The sequence below is a fragment of the Exiguobacterium sp. s160 genome, assembly GCF_018617575.1.
Classification (GTDB): Bacteria; Bacillota; Bacilli; order Exiguobacteriales; family Exiguobacteriaceae; genus Exiguobacterium; species Exiguobacterium aestuarii_A.
Map to the genome: position 1 here is coordinate 863,758 of NZ_JACSKK010000001.1, position 17,154 is coordinate 880,911.

A 17,154-nucleotide genomic window follows, 5' to 3' on the forward strand; every position below is an offset into this window, starting at 1 on the left:
CCGATTCGTTTTCTTATTGATTCAAACGTTTTTCGAGCTCTGCTTTTTGTTCTTCATACCCTGGTTTTCCGAGTAACGCGAACATGTTCGCTTTGTATGCTTCGACGCCTGGCTGGTTAAACGGGTTCACCCCGAGGATGTATCCGCTCATCGCACATGCTTTTTCGAAGAAGTAGAACAAGTAACCGAGGTGATACGGTGTCATCTCTGGCAATTCGACGACCAAGTTCGGTACATCGCCGTCAGTGTGTGCGAGGAGTGTTCCTTCCGTCGCCTTGTCGTTCACGAACTGAATCGTTTCGCCTGCGAGGAAGTTCAAACCGTCCAAATCTTGAGCGTCTTCTGGGACGTTCATCGAGTGACGGACTTCTTTCACACGAATGACCGTCTCGAACAAGTCACGACGACCTTCTTGGATGTATTGCCCCATCGAGTGGAGATCCGTCGAGAAGTCGACAGCCGCCGGGAAGATCCCTTTGTTGTCTTTTCCTTCTGATTCACCGTAAAGCTGTTTCCACCATTCTGACACATAGTGAAGAGCTGGCTCATAGTTGACGAGCATCTCAATCGATTTGCCTTTCGCGTAAAGGGCGTTACGTACGACCGCATACTGATACGCTTCGTTTTCAGCCAATTCTGGTGAGCTGTAGGCGTTTTGTGCGTCGCGTGCCCCTTCCATCAACGCATCGATATCAATTCCTGCAGCGGCAATCGGAAGAAGTCCGACTGGCGTGAGGACTGAGAAACGTCCACCGACATCATCTGGAATCACGAACGTCTCGTATCCTTCTGCGTCCGCAAGTGTCTTGAGTGCACCACGGGCACGGTCTGTCGTTGCATAGATCCGCTCACGCGCTCCCTCTTGACCATACTTATCTTCCATGAACTGCTTGAGGACACGGAATGCAATCGCAGGTTCTGTCGTCGTTCCTGATTTTGAGATGACGTTGATTGAGACGTCTTTGCCTTCAAGTACTTGAAGCAACTCTCTCATATACGTTGAAGAGATATTGTGGCCCGCATAGAATACTTGTGGTGCCTTGCGCTCTTCTTTTGACAATACGTTGAAGAACGAATGTTGAAGCATTTCGATCGCTGCACGGGCACCGAGGTAAGATCCTCCGATTCCGACGACGACGAGAACGTCTGAATTCTCGCGAATTCGTTCCGCCGCAGCTTTGATTCGTGCGAACTCGTCTTGATCGTATTCGGTCGGAAGATCGACCCACCCAAGAAAATCACTTCCGGCACCGCTCCGCTCGTGAATCACCGAGTGAAGGGTTTTTACCGTTTCTTGCATTTGGTCGATTTCGTGCTTCCCTACGAATGAGAGCGCGTTTGAATAATCGAAACGTACAGTTGACATGTCATTTCCTCCTTTAAATCGCTCGTAAAAGAGCCATACATGACCCATCATAAACGGAAACGCTAGATTCGTTCAATCATTATTGCAAAATAGGCAATAAATTGCCTTATTTGCTGAGTTCAAGGATGTGCGCGACATCTTCACGTTCGAGTGTACGGAAACGACCGAATGCGCCACGTTTCATCGCAGAATCGAGAATCGCATCGAATGTCGACTCATCGATATCGTAGTCACGGAGTGAGTTTGGTGCACCGAGTTGGTCGAAGAATGCACGAATCGCCTCGATTGTACGTTTTCCAGTCTCCAAGTCGTTTTCACCTGGTTCCACATCGAATACTTCCGTACCGAGTCGGGCGAAACGGGCAGCATTGTCTTCATCCAATACATGCTCCATCCAACGTGGGAAGAGGATCGCGAGACCACCAGCGTGCGGGATATCGTGGACAGCCGATACTGCGTGCTCGATGTTGTGCGATGCCCAGTCCCCAGCAGCACCCATTTGAAGGACGCCGTTCAACGCCATCGTACCTGAGAACAAGATGATGGCACGTAAATCGACGTTTTCCAAATCGTTCACGAGTTTCGGTGCCGATTCAACGACTGCTTTCAAGACACCTTCTGTCATGCGTTCCTGTACCGGCGCATGGTTCGGGTGGAAGTATTGTTCGAAACAGTGGCTCATCATGTCGACAATACCGTAAATCGTCTGGTCTTTTGGAACCGAGACTGTATAACGTGGGTCAAGGATTGAGAATGTTGGGAAGACGAGTGGGTGACCCCAACCGAACTTCTCTTGTGTTTCCCAGTTTGTGATAACCGATCCTGAGTTCATTTCTGATCCTGTTGCCGCGAGTGTGAGGACCGTCCCAAATGGTACCGCCTCTGTCGGGATATGTTCACGGAGCACGATGTCCCATGCATCCCCTTCATAAGGAATCGCTGCTGAAATCAGTTTCGTACAGTCGATGACGGAACCTCCGCCGACTGCGAGCAACGCATCGATATTTTCTTCACGTGCAAATTTGACCGCACGACGTACTGTCTCAATACGCGGGTTCGGTTCGACGCCAGAGAAGTCTACATATGAGATGCCTGCCTTTTCAAGCTCAGCCACGACTTCATCGTACGTTCCGTTCTTTTTGATGCTTCCGCCACCATAGACGAGCATCACTTTCTTCGCGTCGAGCGCGTCAAGTTCTTTCGATAATGTTTCGACCTGATGTGTACCGAAGATCAGTTTCGTCGGATTTTTGTATTCAAAGTTGTGCATGATTCATCCTCCTCGTAGAAATATGTAACACGTACACTATATACCCTGTTTTCAAAGAATGAAAAGTATCGTGCTTATGCGTAAATGCGATCGATGATGCGATGGAGTATGACCGCTTCCTCTGCTTGCCGATAGTTCGGTTCCTTTCGGCACGCTTCGAGAAACAGCTGAATTTGACGTTCATACGGATCATATTCAGTCAAATAGGCAGGTCGTTCGTCAAACAGTGCCCCATGTTTTTCAGTATGGAGCGTGAGCGGGAATAGACTTGCCCCGGCGCTCGTTCCACGGCACTCGACACGCATCGTATCTTCTGCTTCGACATTGGCCATGTAACTGACGTCGAGCAACAAAGAAGCACCAGTATCGAAGGTGATCATCGCTCTCGCCGTGTCTTCGACAGACAGCGATTCATGGTCCCATTTGCCTATCAAGCCTACACCCGGACGGTTCCCTAAATATTGTCCGACGTGACCGACAACCTCTTTCGGTTCCGGATAATCCATCAAGTGAAGCGCGAGATCTAACATATGGACGCCGATATCGAGTAGTGCCCCTCCACCCTGAAGCTCTTTGTTCGTAAACACGCCCCATCCAGGAATGCCGCGTCGGCGAAGGGCAAGTGCCGTTGCCGCATAGATGTCCCCCATCTCTCCTGCGTCAATCATCCGTTTTAGGAGAACCGTGTCGGCACGATGCCGATAATGAAATCCATAATGGAGCGTCTTTCCCGCTCGTTTCGCTGCTTCTAACATCTCCACCGCTTCATTTTCCGATATGCCAGGAGGCTTCTCACAAAGCACATGGCATCCCGCTTCTAGTGCAAGAAGCACTTGCTCTTTATGTAAGGCGTTCGGCGTACAGATGCTGACCGCATCGAGCTGTTCGTGCGTGAGCATCTCTTCGACCGTTTCATAGACGTTTGGGATGTTAAACTGACGTGCGACACGTTCACCGTTCGCCCGTGTGCGGTTCATGACCGCTACCACATCCACCCCTGCTTTTACATAATTCGGAATGTGAGCACTCGTCGCAATCCCGCCCGTTCCAATGATGCCAATCTTCATCTAATCTCCCCCTATTCGAATTACAGTTTCGTCATAAGCCCCATCGATTCCTGTAAAACACAAAAAAGGTGACCCGTTTAGAACGGGTCACCTTGGAACACTTACTTCTTGAAGTTTGTGTTTTTGATCCAGTCTTCAAGTTTGTCTTTGAGGACTGTGAATCCTGGAGCTTCTTCTTGCTTGAAGTTTGAAGATGCTTCGTTGCGGCGTGGCGCACGACGAGCTGGCTTCGCAGACTTCTCGCGTTTTGGAGCTTCTTGAGTCGCTTTCATTGAAAGCTTGATCTTTTTAGAAGCTTCGTCCACTTCAAGGATTTTCACTTCAACTTCTTGACCAACTTGAACGTAATCGTTTACGTCTTTTACGTAGTCGTGTGAGATTTCTGAAATGTGTACAAGACCTTGAGTCTCGTCATCGAGTGCTACGAAAGCACCGAAAGGTTGAATTCCTGTTACTTTACCTGTTAATACTTGATCTTTTTCGTATTTTGCCATTACAAACAACTCCTATGCTAAATTCATCAACTTACTATAACATACTTTTTTCGATAAAGTGTACAAATTAGTAAAAAAGATTATTTTTGACGTGTTGATATGTTTTAAAGTCGAAGCGCGGGGTAAATACAAATCAAGCAAGACTTCAAGTATTCCCCCCTGATTCCGCTAGGCGACTCGCCTAGCCCTTTTTTTGTTCAAAAGGTCGTGAACGGCTTTTGATGGCGAATCGGATAGACCGTTTCTCCAGCCATTTCGTTCAACATCACCGCATTTCGATAGACGGCCATCCCTAGATTCGTCGCAGCGGGTCCGTGGGAATGCTCCAAATTCGTGTGCGTGAATAGTTTCCCTTTTATTGATTCGCTCATGACCACTTCGTACGTATCATGAACAGCCCACTCACTCTCTGCTTCCCAGACAATCGGGAGCTTCTCGACCCACGCCGGAATGACTGGACGATATCCGGTTGCCACGACAACAAGGTCATACTCCTTTTCGACCGCTTCGTTTGTATATCGTTGCGTCCCTTTCAAGCGATGTTTCAACCAGTCATAGGAAATGGATTCCACCTCGACTTGCGTCAGCATCTCTGCTCGCTTCGGCTTACCTTCTGCAGTCCGGTGATAGAGCGCCTCATAAATCGCCGTCATCGTCTCAGGGTTGACGCCATGGCGGAAACGTTCAAATGATTGAAGCAATTTTTGACGTGCTTCGTAAGACAAACCATGAAAATATTCGACATAGTCCACACTAAAAATCTCGTCCCCGAGCTTTCCTGCTTCAAGCGACTCGAAATGATCAGAACGTGTGATCCAGTCGACACGTTGTTCATCCGTCGCTTCACGGAATAAATCGAGAAACACTTCTGCCGCACTCTGTCCACTGCCGACGACCGCGACGCGATAACGATCTCGAAGGACGTCCCGATAGGTCAAATACTCGCTCGTATGGATCACTTGTTCAAAACCTTCTGGTACAAACGGTTCTGCCCCAGTTCCAAGAACAACATGTGTAGCTTGAACTTGAGTCGTTTCACCGTTTGATTCGACCGTCACGAGAAAACCATTTTCCTCGACCAACACATCTGTCACCTCGTGATTGAAGTAGATGGTCGACAGCTGTTCTGCGACCCAACGCAAATATCGATTGTATTCCGTCCGAGGAATCTTATCTTGTTCTTGCGTGATGAACGTCTGGAGACGCCCCATCTCACTCAAGTAGTTCAAGAAACTCGATGGATTGGTCGGATCCGCGAGCGTGACGAGATCTTGTAAGTAATGTGTTTGCATCGTCATCCCTTCAATGAGCATCCCTTCATGCCACATCATTTCCTTCCGCTTTTCAAAGCAAATCCCGCGTAATGATGTTTTTTCAGCGAGAGCCATTAATCCAAGATTATACGGCCCACATCCGATTGCAACAAAGTCAACTTGTTTCATTTTCTTCACCTCGCCCGTCTTTTCCCTCTCATTATATCGCTAAAACGGCAAAAGACCCTCACGAATGAGAGTCCTTGACTACTGTGACTTCGAATTGCTGCATGAATCGATGGATGCGTCGAATCGCTTCTTGTAACTGTTCGAGCGACGTCGCATAGCTCGCTCGCACGAACCCTTCCCCACTCTCACCGAAGGCGTTCCCTGGGACGACGGCGACCCGTTCTTCAAGCAAGAGACGTTCCGCAAATTCTTCACTCGTCAACCCCGTGTGTCGAATCGACGGGAAGGCATAGAAAGCTCCACCCGGCACGTGTGTCTGGAGACCTGCCTCATTCAGCGCCTGAATAAAATAGTTCCGACGTTGACGATAGCTCTTCACCATGTTCGGTACGTGTTGATGACGTGAACGAAGTGCCTCGAGTCCGCCGAATTGAACGAGCGTCGGTGCACACATCATGCCATATTGATGCACCTTCAACATTTCCCGCGTCACGACTTCAGGGGCACAAGTGAAACCGAGGCGCCATCCCGTCATCGCGAACGCTTTTGAGAAACCATTGATGACGATTGTCCGGTCTCGCATATCGTGAAGTGTCGCGAAACTCGTGAACGGCTCGTCATAGCAAAGTTCTGCATAAATCTCGTCACTGACAACCCAAAGGTCATACTTGGTCGCAAGTTCTGCGATTTGCGCGAGCTCGTCGGCGTTCATCGTTGCTCCCGTCGGGTTGGACGGGAAGCAGAGGAGAATCGCCTTCGTCCGCTCGGTGATGACGCGCTCGACATCATCGCGGTCAAGGCGAAAACCCTTTTCAGGACGACAGGCGACAGGCACAACTTTCCCACCCGCCATCTCGATGAGCGGTCCGTAAGATACGAAGGCAGGTTCGACGACGATGACTTCATCTCCTGGGTTCAGGAGGGCACGGAATGCGATATCGAGCGCCTGTGAGGCACCTGTCGTCACAATCAATTCCGATGACGGATCGTATTTGACTGAAAATCGTTCTTTCATATAAGTAGCAATCTCTTCTCGTAATTCGATGAGTCCTGCATTGGCACTATACGCCGTATATCCTTGTTCGAGTGCAACATAACTCGCTTCTCGTACGTTCCAAGGCGTGATGAAATCCGGTTCTCCCACCCCGAGAGAAACCACATTTTCCATCGTCTGCGCCAAATCAAAGAAGCGGCGGATGCCCGATGGTTTCATCGAGACAACTTGATTGGATAATGACTTCATGGCGTGATGTTCAACCGCTTGTCTTCAGTTTGTGGGGTGAACAAAATCCCGTCGTGCTTGTACGTCTTCAATTTGAAGTGTGTCGTCGTCGACAAGACCGAGTCAAGCGGTGACAACTTATCAGAGACAAACGAAGCCACATCTTGGAGCGAGCTCGCTTGAATGACGACTTGGAGATCGTAGGCACCTGACATCAAATAAAGGGCCGTCACTTCCGGGAAGCGATAAATACGCTCTGCCACATCATCAAATCCACGTCCTCGTTTCGGCGCAACTTTGACATCGATAAACGCCGTGACATCATGCCGGTTGATTTTTTGCCAATTGACCATCGCTCGGAAACCAAGCAAAATCCCATCTTGTTTGAACTTCTCGAGCATCGACTCAATCGTCTCTTCATCGAGCGCCAACAAATCAGCTAACATCTTCGTCTCCAAATAGCCCTTTTCTTCTAACAACTCTAATAGTTCAAGTTCTTTTGATGAATACATACTTATTCTCCTTCCGTCCGACCAGGTAGCACGCCTGTGAACGTTCTCTCTGTCTGTCTCACGTATGGACGTCGTTCCTCTTGGACCATATGGAAATTCTTCATCCCCATGTCTGTCAGCCCATGTTTCTGACAAAAGCGGTCAAAATAACGACGTCTCGTTTCGTCTTGTTTTGCCGATAAGTTGTCCGTCCCGTTGAATGCGTAGAGAACCGTCGCTCGAGCGGGATGGGACACGGTGAACGTCTTCATGACCCTCAAGAAGAAATCCCAGTCCCAATAATTATAGACATCTTCATCGAAGAGACCGATTGTGTCATGGATTGATTTGCGATACATCGTACCGGACGGGATGAACGTCGAGTCCTTTCGCATCCGCTCACGGTCGAAGTCATATGCGAACGGTTCCCAGTTCGTCACTACTCGACGACCGCCTTCCCATGTAAAACGGAATAGCTCGGCATCCGTATAGACGAAGTCCGCTTCTTGAAGATCGTGCAAACCGTCCTCGAGGTGAGTCGGCATAAGCAAATCATCATCGTCTAACAGTAAGATGACGTCACCTTTTGCTTCGAGTACGCCACGATTCCGCGCACGGACGTGATGGTTCTCCCCGACTTCAATGACACGCACATCCAATTGATTCAAAAAAGGCGCCAAAATATGCTGTTTTGGCGGCCCTTCATTATTCATGACCAAGACTTCGAACTGCTGAAACGTTTGGACCGTTAAGCTTTCAAGCAGCTCCGTCAATTCCGTTTCGCGCTTATACGCTGGAATGACGATTGAGACAGTCGGGTTCATCCGCGATATGCCGTCTCAACGTGTGGAAGGATTGCTTCCCAACTCACGCCATTCTCTTTTGAAACGGTTACGAAGTCGCCGTATGCGAATACACTCTCGACACCTTCAATCTCGACAAGTTTCGCAAGGAGCGGCTGATCTGTCGCTTCTCCTGCTTTCACACTTTGGCTTTTTGCGCCGAATACGTTTTCTGGAAGTGTGACTTTCATAGCATTCGGGTTTGGTGTTGGATCAATTCGTAACATTAATTCTTCCTCCTTATAGTTGGCAAGATGACGACGCGAATAGTTGCTGCGCCATCTTTATGATTTCTTCTTCAGGGGGACACTCATCGAACGCTTCAAGAAGCGTACGGCGAATCACATCGGTCAATTGTTCTGAAGATTCGACATAGGTTAATGCCACCATCACCTCATCGAACTCTGGTCCGTATGAACCTGTTCCATAACCGAGCGGGTCCCATGTTAATAATAAGTCTTCTGTACGCACTTGTTAAACCCTTCTTTTCGTTGAAATCCATGTCCTACCTCATCAATCTACCTTACTTTTTGTTCGGATACCAGCCTTGACAAATTGATTCGCCCATCACGATTTATTGGAACACTATATCTAGTATCGATTGATTCAGGCAGGTATTTTGATAAGCGGCGTCAAATACAATACATTCGTGCCTACATAGAGGTTTAAACAATCCTTCTTAGAAGATGAAATCGAATTCATTTTTTTGTGAGAAACTGTGCAATTAGAATTCATAAAAATTTTTCATCTCATTTCTCTGTCTCAAATTGGGTCATGAAGCCCTTTTCGAACAAAAGCAAAAGAGCGACTCACACATTCGCGAATGTCAAGGATTGAAAAACTAAATATAGGTGTTTTATGATTAAAAAGATTAAAATGTGTCAATATATAGTTAACAGCTATTTTGGTCGTTGACACATTATTGTGACAGGTTAGGAAGTTCTTATTATACTTTCATAACGTCTACATCTATTAAAGGAGTGATCGATTTTGACATCCCCTATCCACCACGAGACGATGCTACCAGCGGCACCAACGCTTGCTGATGTTTCTTCTCTTATTCAATCTATCCAAACACGGTATCCTCATTTAAGTGTACAGCGTTACGAGGAACGCGCGATTCGGGCGCTCGAGACGAAGACGCTGACACAAGATGTAGTATATGACTTATTGACGATGCATGCGCTCGATATGTTGAAAGCCGAAGAGCCGGACTGGACGTTCGTGGCGACTGAGATGTATCTGAACCGTTTGTATCTCGAGGCGGCACGCAATCGTGGCTATGATGCGTCGATGCGCTACGGCAACTTCCATCACTTGATCGAGACGTTGACATCAAAACGCATCTTCACTTCAGCACTAATTGATACGTATTCAAAAGAAGATATGGACCACCTCGAGACATTGATTGACCCGTCTCGCGACCGTCTCTTCACCTACATCGGACTTCGCACGTTATCGGACCGTTACCTCGGCCGCGATCATGTGAAGAATTTATACGAGCTTCCACAAGAGCGCTTCATGGTCATCGCGATGACCCTCATGCAAAAAGAGGATGAGAAAACACGCCTCAAACTCGTCGAAGAAGCGTACTGGGCGCTCTCAAACCTCTATATGACCGTCGCGACACCGACGTTATCGAACGCTGGTAAATCATACGGTCAGCTCAGCTCTTGCTTCATTGATACAGTCGACGACTCGCTTCGCGGCATCTACGACTCTAACACCGATGTGGCGACACTTTCGAAAGGTGGTGGCGGAATCGGTGTCTACCTCGGCAAAATTCGCTCACGCGGAAGTGACATCAAAGGATTCAAAGGCGTCTCGAGCGGCGCCCTTCCTTGGATGAAACAATTGAACAATACGGCCGTTTCTGTCGACCAACTCGGCATGCGCCAAGGTTCAATCGCCGTATATCTAGACATCTGGCATAAAGATATCTTCGAATTCTTAGATGCGAAGTTGAACAACGGGGACGAGCGTCTTCGGACACATGATTTGTTCACGGGAGTCTGTTTACCGGACCTCTTCATGCGTACGGTCGAAGCGCGCGGTGAATGGCACTTATTCGACCCGCATGAAATTCGCACGGTGATGGGATATAGCCTTGAGGACTACTTCGACGAAACGGAGAACGGCGGCAGCTTCACAGAGAAATACATGGAGTGCGTCAATACGCCTGAGCTATCACGCGTGACCGTACCTGCCATCGACCTCGTGAAGCGTTACATGCGCTCACAGCTTGAGACAGGTACGCCGTACATGTTCTTCCGTGACGCCGTGAACCGGGCAAACCCAAACAAACACGCCGGTATGATCTATAGCTCGAACCTCTGTTCAGAGATCGCACAAAACATGTCGGCAACGACGATTGAAGAAGAGTACACACAAGACGGAAAAATCGTCATCACGAAAACACCAGGTGATTTCGTCGTCTGTAACTTGAGCTCAATCGCACTCGCCCGTGCGGTGAAAGCGGACGTGCTCGAACGCCTAATCCCGATTCAAATGCGTATGCTCGACAACGTCATCGACTTGAACACCATTGAAGTGCCACAGGCGATGATCACGAACCAGAAGTATCGCGCGGTCGGTCTCGGCACATTCGGATGGCATCATTTGCTCGCCCTCGAGGGAATCCGCTGGGAATCGGTCGACGCCGTTCAATACGCGGAGAAACTTTACGAGAAGATTGCCTACCTCACGATCCAAGCTTCGATGGAGCTCGCGAAGGAGAAAGGCGCGTTCGGCGTCTTCGAAGGATCGGAATGGCATACAGGTGAATACTTCAAGCGCCGGAACTATCGCTCGCACGACGATTTGGATTGGGATGGTCTTGCAGAAGCCGTCCACCAAAACGGTGTCCGTAACGCCTATATGATGGCTGTTGCACCGAACTCGTCGACCGCCATCATTGCGGGTAGTACCGCGTCGATTGACCCGGTCTATAAGAAAGTCTACTCAGAAGAGAAGAAAAACTACAAGATTCCGGTCACGGTGCCAGATTTGACACCTGAGACGAACTGGTTCTACAAATCAGCTTTCGAAGTCGATCAACTATGGAGCATCCGTCAAAACGCATCGCGCCAACGTCACATCGACCAAGCAATCAGCTTCAACTTGTACGTGAAGAACGATGTGAAAGCGACAGAGCTTCTCGCGATGCACTTAGAAGCTTGGTCTCTCGGTATGAAATCGATTTATTACACACGTTCAACGACCGTTGAAGTAGATGAATGTGAGTCTTGTGCCTCATAACTTGTTTGATTCATCATTAGTCCGTTTTTAGTGAAAGGTGGTTAACGACATGAACATTGCAATCATTTGTCATTCGATGAGCGGAAACACAGAAGAAGTGGCAACGCTCATCGAGTCGACCCACCATCATCGTGGTGACCACGTTGTCCGCTACGACGCAGATCGGGTCGGATACCGGGAAGCCCAGTCTCTCGCATCGTGTGACCTCGTCTATTTCGGGTCTTACACATGGGCAGATGGCATCTTGCCGGATGAAATGAAGGACACGTTCCGTCTCGTACTGAAAGAATTGAATGTACCGATTCGTCAGGCAGCCGTATTCGGAACGGGTGACAAAATGTTTGTTCACTTCTGTCGAGCGGTCGATGAGATGGCGTACCACCTTTCAAAATACGGAATCCCACTCGCAGGTGAACTGCTTAAAATCGAGCAGTCCCCTCGCAACCAACCGTTCAACGTCCAGCACTGGGCAGAACGGATGGCTCAGAATGTAGAAGAAGGAGTCATGCATCATGTCGATTCAGAAAATCAAATTATTGTCGCCCAAACATCCTAACCGGGCAACCGCCATCATCGGCGGCGAAACAAGCTCAATCGTGAACTGGAACGATATCGCATATCCTCAGTTTTATACGATTTATAAGCAATTGCTTTCAAACTTTTGGATCCCAGATGAGATCTCGATGTCGAAAGACATGCAACAGTGGCCGCAACTAACTGAACGTGAACAAGATGCCTTCAAGCGAATCATCGGGCTGTTATCAATTCTCGACTCTGTCCAGACACGATATATCCTCGAGTCGTCAATGTTCTCGTCAGACTCATCCGTGCACGCCGTACTTGCCGTCATCGCGCAACAGGAAGTCGTACACAATCAATCGTATAGTTACGTTTTATCAAGCCTTGTCCCACTCGCTGAACAAAATCGCATCTTTGATATTGCGAAAGACGACGAGATGGTCATGAAACGTAACCAATTCATCCTGGACTTATATGAAGAATTCCGCGACACGCCAAACGCAGAGAATTTCGCAAAATCACTTGTAGCCTCGGTCATTTTGGAAGGCATCAACTTCTATTCTGGCTTCGCCTATTTCTATAACTTGGCCCGTCATCAAAAAATGGTCGGGACGTCAACGATGATCAGTTATATTCAGCGTGACGAGATGCAACATTCTTACTTCATCAGCCAGTTGCTCCGTGCCGTATTGACTGAAAATCCAAAGATTGATGCGGACGGACAGTTCAGCCAATTCGTATACGATACGATGGCAGAGGCCGTCGACCTTGAGATCGAGTGGTGTGAATACGTCCTTCGCGACCTCGATGGACTCGACGTCAGTGAGATGCGTGACTACGTCAAATACTTGGCAAACAAACGCTTACGTGTAATCGGTCTGAACGACTTGTACGAAGGATATGACGAAGATGTCATGCCTTGGATCCGTGCATACTCAGACGACTCGCTCAACGCAACAAAATCTGATTTCTTCGAACAAAAATCGCGTTCGTATGCGAAAGTGACAGACGCGAACGGTTTCGACGACTTGTAAAATTCTTCTCAACCGAACCTTTACATGGTTCGGTTTTTTATATGGTTCGGTTTTTTTTGATGCATCAAAAAACCTTAGACACGTTCGTCTAAGGTTTTTCGAATTAATGATAAGTTTGTACGTATTTAGCGATTCCTTCCGCAACACCCTCTGCCATACGCTGGCGAGATGCGTCACTGCGAAGATACGTCAAATCCGTTGGAGAAGAAATGAATCCGAGCTCAACGAGAGCCGATGGCATCGTATTATACGTGATGACGTAATAGTTTGCCGTCTTCACACCTCGGTTTGACATCCCACTCATCTTCCCGACTAGGTTACTTTGAATGTTCGTAGCCAACACGCTACTACGTGCACTGTGAGCCGAACGTGTCGAATAGAATGTTTCCAATCCTTTTGCTGCTGATGAACCTGCTGCGTTGACGTGCATACTGACGAACAAGTCACCACGCAATGACTTCGCTGCAGCGACACGTTGATCAAGCGTCAAGTAAACGTCTGTCGAACGTGTCAGACGAACTGTATACCCGTATTTCGAACGAAGGTAGGCTTCCACACGTTGTGATACATCTAATACAATCGTCTTTTCATAGAGCGAACCGTTCAGTGCCCCTGGGTCTTTCCCGCCATGTCCAGGATCAAGAACGATGACAGCTCCAGAAGATTCACTCGGTTTCGATGCTGTGACGAAAGCTGAAGAAACGTAAGCATCTTTTCCATTGTATTTGATTTTGTGGAAACCATTTACCGTCCCATAATAAGCGACAGCCGTGCCATGATCGAGTTTCCCTACTACGCTTGAGTTAAGACTCGCTTGAGAACGAACATTCAACACATCACCTGGCGTGTTAATATATACCGTTCCTTTCGGTGCCGCTTCAGGCTCAGCCGGAGCTTTCCCAGCAGTCAACCATGAGCTTGCCGTGTAGTAGACTTTCGACCCGATGTGAACCGTCGACCAGCTTCCATTATACGATTTGTATGATACAGCTGTGTATTTCGGAAGCACAAGTTGCACTGGCGAACTTTGATGCGTTCTTCCGAACAAGTTGACGTTTCGGTTAGCATATCCCTGAGTCAATCCGTCGTTTGGTTCCGTTGTTGTAGGTGGTTGTGTTTCCGTTTTAGAAGTTGAGATCCAAGCTGTCGGTGTATAATATGTCGCATTCCCGATATACACGGTCGACCAACTTGAATTGTACTTACTTGAAACGACTGCAGTATTGATTGGCAATACTTTCGCTACGCTAGAACTTTGGCTTCGCATCACGAAAAGTTTTAATTCTCGGTTTGCATAACCATTTTCTTTGACAATCTGTGGCTTGAGCGATCCAGGCGTAATCCACGCTGTCGGCGTATAATATGTCGCGCTCCCGATATACACGGTCGACCAGCTCGAGTTGTATTTGCTAGAAGTGACGACTGTATGTTTCGGTAACACCTTCTGCACAACCGAACTTTGACTCCGCATCGCAAACAATTTCATTTCACGGTTTGCGTAACCTTCCGTTCGGTTCACTGTTGCATCTGTCAGTTTTGGTGCAATGTACATCTTCGCAGCATAGTATGTCTTTCCGTTCAAATAGACTTTCGCCCATGAAGAGTTATGAACGGCATACTTGACTTCTGTCCCTTTTTTCAACGTCGTGACAATGCTGGCTGCACGATGTGATGTGACACGGATGTTTAAGTTTTCGGTTGTCACACCTGTTGAAGTTGCTGACTGAGTCGTCAACGAACTCGAAGGAGAAGAAAGTTTGCGGATGTATTGAGCCGATGCATAATATGTACGACTATCGACATACACTTTATGCCAGGACTGATTATACGTCCCGTATTTCACTTTCGTGCCTTTCGGCAATGTCTTGACGACTGTCCCGCTCAAACTTGGTGTTGAACGAATATTCAAATTCACAGTCGTCTCCCCATCGTACGTTGCGGCTTCAACTGAAGGAAGTTGCATTCCAAATAAGAGAACCGTTAAGATGAGTGCGATTTTTACAAGCTTCATTTTCATCCAAAATATTCCTTTCTTCTAGCGGCATTTCCTACTAACAACAACTTCATATTAGCATAATGCTTTTTTAAAAAAAGTAAATATTTGAAAAAAAGATGAATGTTTTTGATAAAAAGGTAAATGTTTTTATTGTTGGGGTTTAATGACTAAGAATTGATGATTTTCGTAAGTTTCTTCTACAATATGAAAGGTTTCAGGAATCCGATATTCATAAGCATCTTCATATAAAAGACCATCTTTTGATTGTTGAATCACAAATCCATCAAGCCCCTCAATATGAGCAATTTTCAAAAAACGTTCTACATGTTTCTCTCTCTCCATATATCGGTCAAATCGCTCAAAAGGTTTAGGATCAATTCCACCCCAATAGCGTCCAGACTGATACGTGACATAGGTTCTGACGGAAGCTTCCGTAATCGGATCCGGTGTATGATCAAAACGCCCGAAGTCACGTGTGGATTTTTCATCAATCAATGCATACAATGAGTCAAACAATTGATAGTTGCACTGTTCCCCTAAAGAAATCACAGCACGTTGCAGTTGCTCGATATGCAGCTGTAACGACTCTCCTTGGCGATTCGGCTTCAGCTTTTTATCTCCTTCGTAAGCATTCAATATCCTCGCCACTTCTCCGGCCTCTTCTACGATTTGAAAATATAACTGTTCTTTCGTCACTTCTCTTACATTCGCTTCTGGTTGTTGAAGTGAAATGGCATACTGGTTCGCGAGACACGTGGAAATGACGAGCACATCGAGCAGTTCTTCTTTTAACTCCTCCGCTGTTCCTCTCCGCATCGCTCCTCCCACTTCTCCTACTTCTTCTAACAATCGTGCCAGCCCCGATAACGGTCTCCAGTAGCCTCCCAAATGAAGAATCATCGTATCAATTTTTTGTTGAATCTCTCTCATGTTCATTCACCTATCTTTCTGCTTTATTTACCGTCTACATGATATACTATGCTCAATCTAACTGTCCGGAAAGGGTGGGTTTTTCATGTCTTCGGTAAGACTTTGGCAACTGCTTCGGTTCGTACTTGTCGTAATCGGCTTATTTTTGATTACATGGGTACTGAACATCCTCTTCGAATATACGTATCCTTTCGTGTTTGCCCTACTCTTATCTCTCTTGACCGTTCCACTCGTCAATTTTTTCGAACGAAAAACCAACATGCCGCGTGCGCTCGGGACACTAATCTCGTTGTTAATCGTCCTCAGTATCGTCGTCGGCATCATCACCATCGTCATCATCCAATTGATTCATTATGCGACAATCGCAGCGGAGCGACTTCCTGAACAAATCCAAACGTTCACTGAATATGTCCAGCGCTTGTTCAACGAAAAGATTGCACCACTCGTCAACGATGCGTACGAGAGCTATCAACAATTGAATCCTGGACAGACGACTTCATTAGAAGGCGGCATCACAGAGCTCGGTGTCCAACTCGCGGCCGCAATCGGTGTTTTATCCCGTGGTGTGGCAAGTGTCCTACAAGGCATGTTGGCAGCACTCCCACTCGTCCTGCTGCTTGTCGTCGTCATTGTGCTCGCCTGGTTCTTTATTACAAAAGACTGGCCCTCATACGTGACGTCTCTAAATCGCCTGAATAAACGCAAAGGTTTTAAAGAGTTCGAGGAAGTCATGATCAACCTGAAGTCCGCTTTATTCGGTTACGTTCGAGCACAACTGACGCTCATTTCCATCACCTTCGGAATCGTACTGGTCGGTATGTTCATTCTCCGAGTCGACAATCCGCTCTCATTCGCTTTACTCGCAGGGTTCTTCGACCTTTTACCTTATTTAGGTGTCGGTACACTACTCATTCCGTGGGCCGCCTATGCCGCAGTATCGGGCGATTGGTTCGTCGCCATCGGATTGATTGTCCTATACATCATCGTCATCGTTCAACGAAACTTGGCTGAACCGAAGATTGTTGGTTCCCACATCGGGTTGAATCCGCTTGCCGCACTCATTTCGATTTTCGTCGGTCTAAAACTATTCGGTGTATTCGGCTTCATCTTAGGTCCCGTACTCGCCGTTCTGCTGAAGGCTTTATACAACGCCAAAGTCTTTCACTATATGTGGCGGTTCGTCGTCGGTCCGACCGCTACGACAGCAAAAGAGCGATGAAATC

Annotated in this window: 16 protein-coding genes; 4 read left to right on the forward strand and 12 right to left on the reverse strand. The window is 47.6% G+C overall.

Annotated elements, in window-relative coordinates:
- Positions 1-13: 13 nt before the first annotated feature.
- The 10 genes from KNO86_RS04465 to KNO86_RS04510 form a co-directional block, all read right to left on the reverse strand.
- The gene (locus KNO86_RS04465; protein WP_214693386.1) at positions 14-1,366 is read right to left on the reverse strand and encodes a glucose-6-phosphate isomerase; all 1,353 of its coding nucleotides are present in this window, start codon (positions 1,364-1,366) and stop codon (positions 14-16) included.
- A 106-nt stretch (positions 1,367-1,472) separates the two neighbouring features.
- Positions 1,473-2,636 (reverse strand): iron-containing alcohol dehydrogenase, encoded by a 1,164-nt coding sequence (locus tag KNO86_RS04470; RefSeq protein WP_214693388.1) that lies wholly within the window; start codon positions 2,634-2,636, stop codon positions 1,473-1,475.
- A gap of 74 nt (positions 2,637-2,710) precedes the next feature.
- Positions 2,711-3,703 (reverse strand): Gfo/Idh/MocA family protein, encoded by a 993-nt coding sequence (locus KNO86_RS04475; protein ID WP_214693390.1) that lies wholly within the window; start codon positions 3,701-3,703, stop codon positions 2,711-2,713.
- A 101-nt stretch (positions 3,704-3,804) separates the two neighbouring features.
- Positions 3,805-4,197, reverse strand: coding sequence for a S1 domain-containing post-transcriptional regulator GSP13 (yugI, locus tag KNO86_RS04480; RefSeq protein ID WP_074033496.1), 393 nt, complete (start codon positions 4,195-4,197; stop codon positions 3,805-3,807).
- A 197-nt stretch (positions 4,198-4,394) separates the two neighbouring features.
- Positions 4,395-5,639 carry a lysine N(6)-hydroxylase/L-ornithine N(5)-oxygenase family protein gene (locus KNO86_RS04485; protein WP_214693391.1) on the reverse strand — a complete coding sequence of 415 codons (1,245 nt, stop codon included), beginning with the start codon at positions 5,637-5,639 and terminating at the stop codon, positions 4,395-4,397.
- A gap of 58 nt (positions 5,640-5,697) precedes the next feature.
- Positions 5,698-6,882 (reverse strand): aminotransferase, encoded by a 1,185-nt coding sequence (locus tag KNO86_RS04490; protein ID WP_214693393.1) that lies wholly within the window; start codon positions 6,880-6,882, stop codon positions 5,698-5,700.
- Positions 6,879-7,373, reverse strand: a complete 495-nt coding sequence (locus KNO86_RS04495; protein WP_074033499.1) for an Lrp/AsnC family transcriptional regulator — start codon at positions 7,371-7,373, stop codon at positions 6,879-6,881. The genes KNO86_RS04490 and KNO86_RS04495 overlap by 4 nt, the downstream gene beginning before the upstream one ends.
- 2 nt (positions 7,374-7,375) lie before the next feature.
- Positions 7,376-8,176 carry a glycosyltransferase family 2 protein gene (locus tag KNO86_RS04500; protein ID WP_214693395.1) on the reverse strand — a complete coding sequence of 267 codons (801 nt, stop codon included), beginning with the start codon at positions 8,174-8,176 and terminating at the stop codon, positions 7,376-7,378.
- Positions 8,173-8,421 (reverse strand): NifU N-terminal domain-containing protein, encoded by a 249-nt coding sequence (locus KNO86_RS04505; RefSeq protein WP_012726804.1) that lies wholly within the window; start codon positions 8,419-8,421, stop codon positions 8,173-8,175. The genes KNO86_RS04500 and KNO86_RS04505 overlap by 4 nt, the downstream gene beginning before the upstream one ends.
- Positions 8,422-8,434: 13 nt before the next feature.
- Positions 8,435-8,665, reverse strand: a complete 231-nt coding sequence (locus KNO86_RS04510) for a DUF1871 family protein (protein WP_214693397.1) — start codon at positions 8,663-8,665, stop codon at positions 8,435-8,437.
- A 546-nt stretch (positions 8,666-9,211) separates the two neighbouring features.
- Between KNO86_RS04510 and KNO86_RS04515 the strand changes: the two genes are divergently transcribed.
- From KNO86_RS04515 to KNO86_RS04525, 3 genes are read left to right on the forward strand one after another with little or no spacing between them, the layout of a single operon-like run.
- Positions 9,212-11,452 (forward strand): ribonucleoside-diphosphate reductase subunit alpha, encoded by a 2,241-nt coding sequence (locus KNO86_RS04515; RefSeq protein WP_214694010.1) that lies wholly within the window; start codon positions 9,212-9,214, stop codon positions 11,450-11,452.
- Between the two features lie 49 nt (positions 11,453-11,501).
- The gene (locus tag KNO86_RS04520) at positions 11,502-12,008 is read left to right on the forward strand and encodes a flavodoxin domain-containing protein (RefSeq protein WP_214693399.1); all 507 of its coding nucleotides are present in this window, start codon (positions 11,502-11,504) and stop codon (positions 12,006-12,008) included.
- Complete coding sequence (locus KNO86_RS04525) at positions 11,965-13,005, forward strand: ribonucleotide-diphosphate reductase subunit beta (RefSeq protein WP_074033504.1); 1,041 nt, start codon at positions 11,965-11,967, stop codon at positions 13,003-13,005. The genes KNO86_RS04520 and KNO86_RS04525 overlap by 44 nt, the downstream gene beginning before the upstream one ends.
- Positions 13,006-13,108: 103 nt before the next feature.
- Here the strand turns inward: KNO86_RS04525 and KNO86_RS04530 are convergent, their stop codons facing one another.
- The gene (locus KNO86_RS04530; protein WP_214693400.1) at positions 13,109-15,022 is read right to left on the reverse strand and encodes an N-acetylmuramoyl-L-alanine amidase family protein; all 1,914 of its coding nucleotides are present in this window, start codon (positions 15,020-15,022) and stop codon (positions 13,109-13,111) included.
- A 126-nt stretch (positions 15,023-15,148) separates the two neighbouring features.
- A complete protein-coding gene (locus KNO86_RS04535; protein ID WP_251126886.1) occupies positions 15,149-15,931 on the reverse strand; it encodes a MazG nucleotide pyrophosphohydrolase domain-containing protein in 783 nt (260 codons plus the stop codon).
- Between the two features lie 85 nt (positions 15,932-16,016).
- Between KNO86_RS04535 and ytvI the strand changes: the two genes are divergently transcribed.
- On the forward strand, positions 16,017-17,150 hold the full coding sequence (gene ytvI / locus KNO86_RS04540) for a sporulation integral membrane protein YtvI (protein ID WP_214693404.1): 1,134 nt from the start codon (positions 16,017-16,019) through the stop codon (positions 17,148-17,150).
- Positions 17,151-17,154 lie beyond the last annotated feature (4 nt).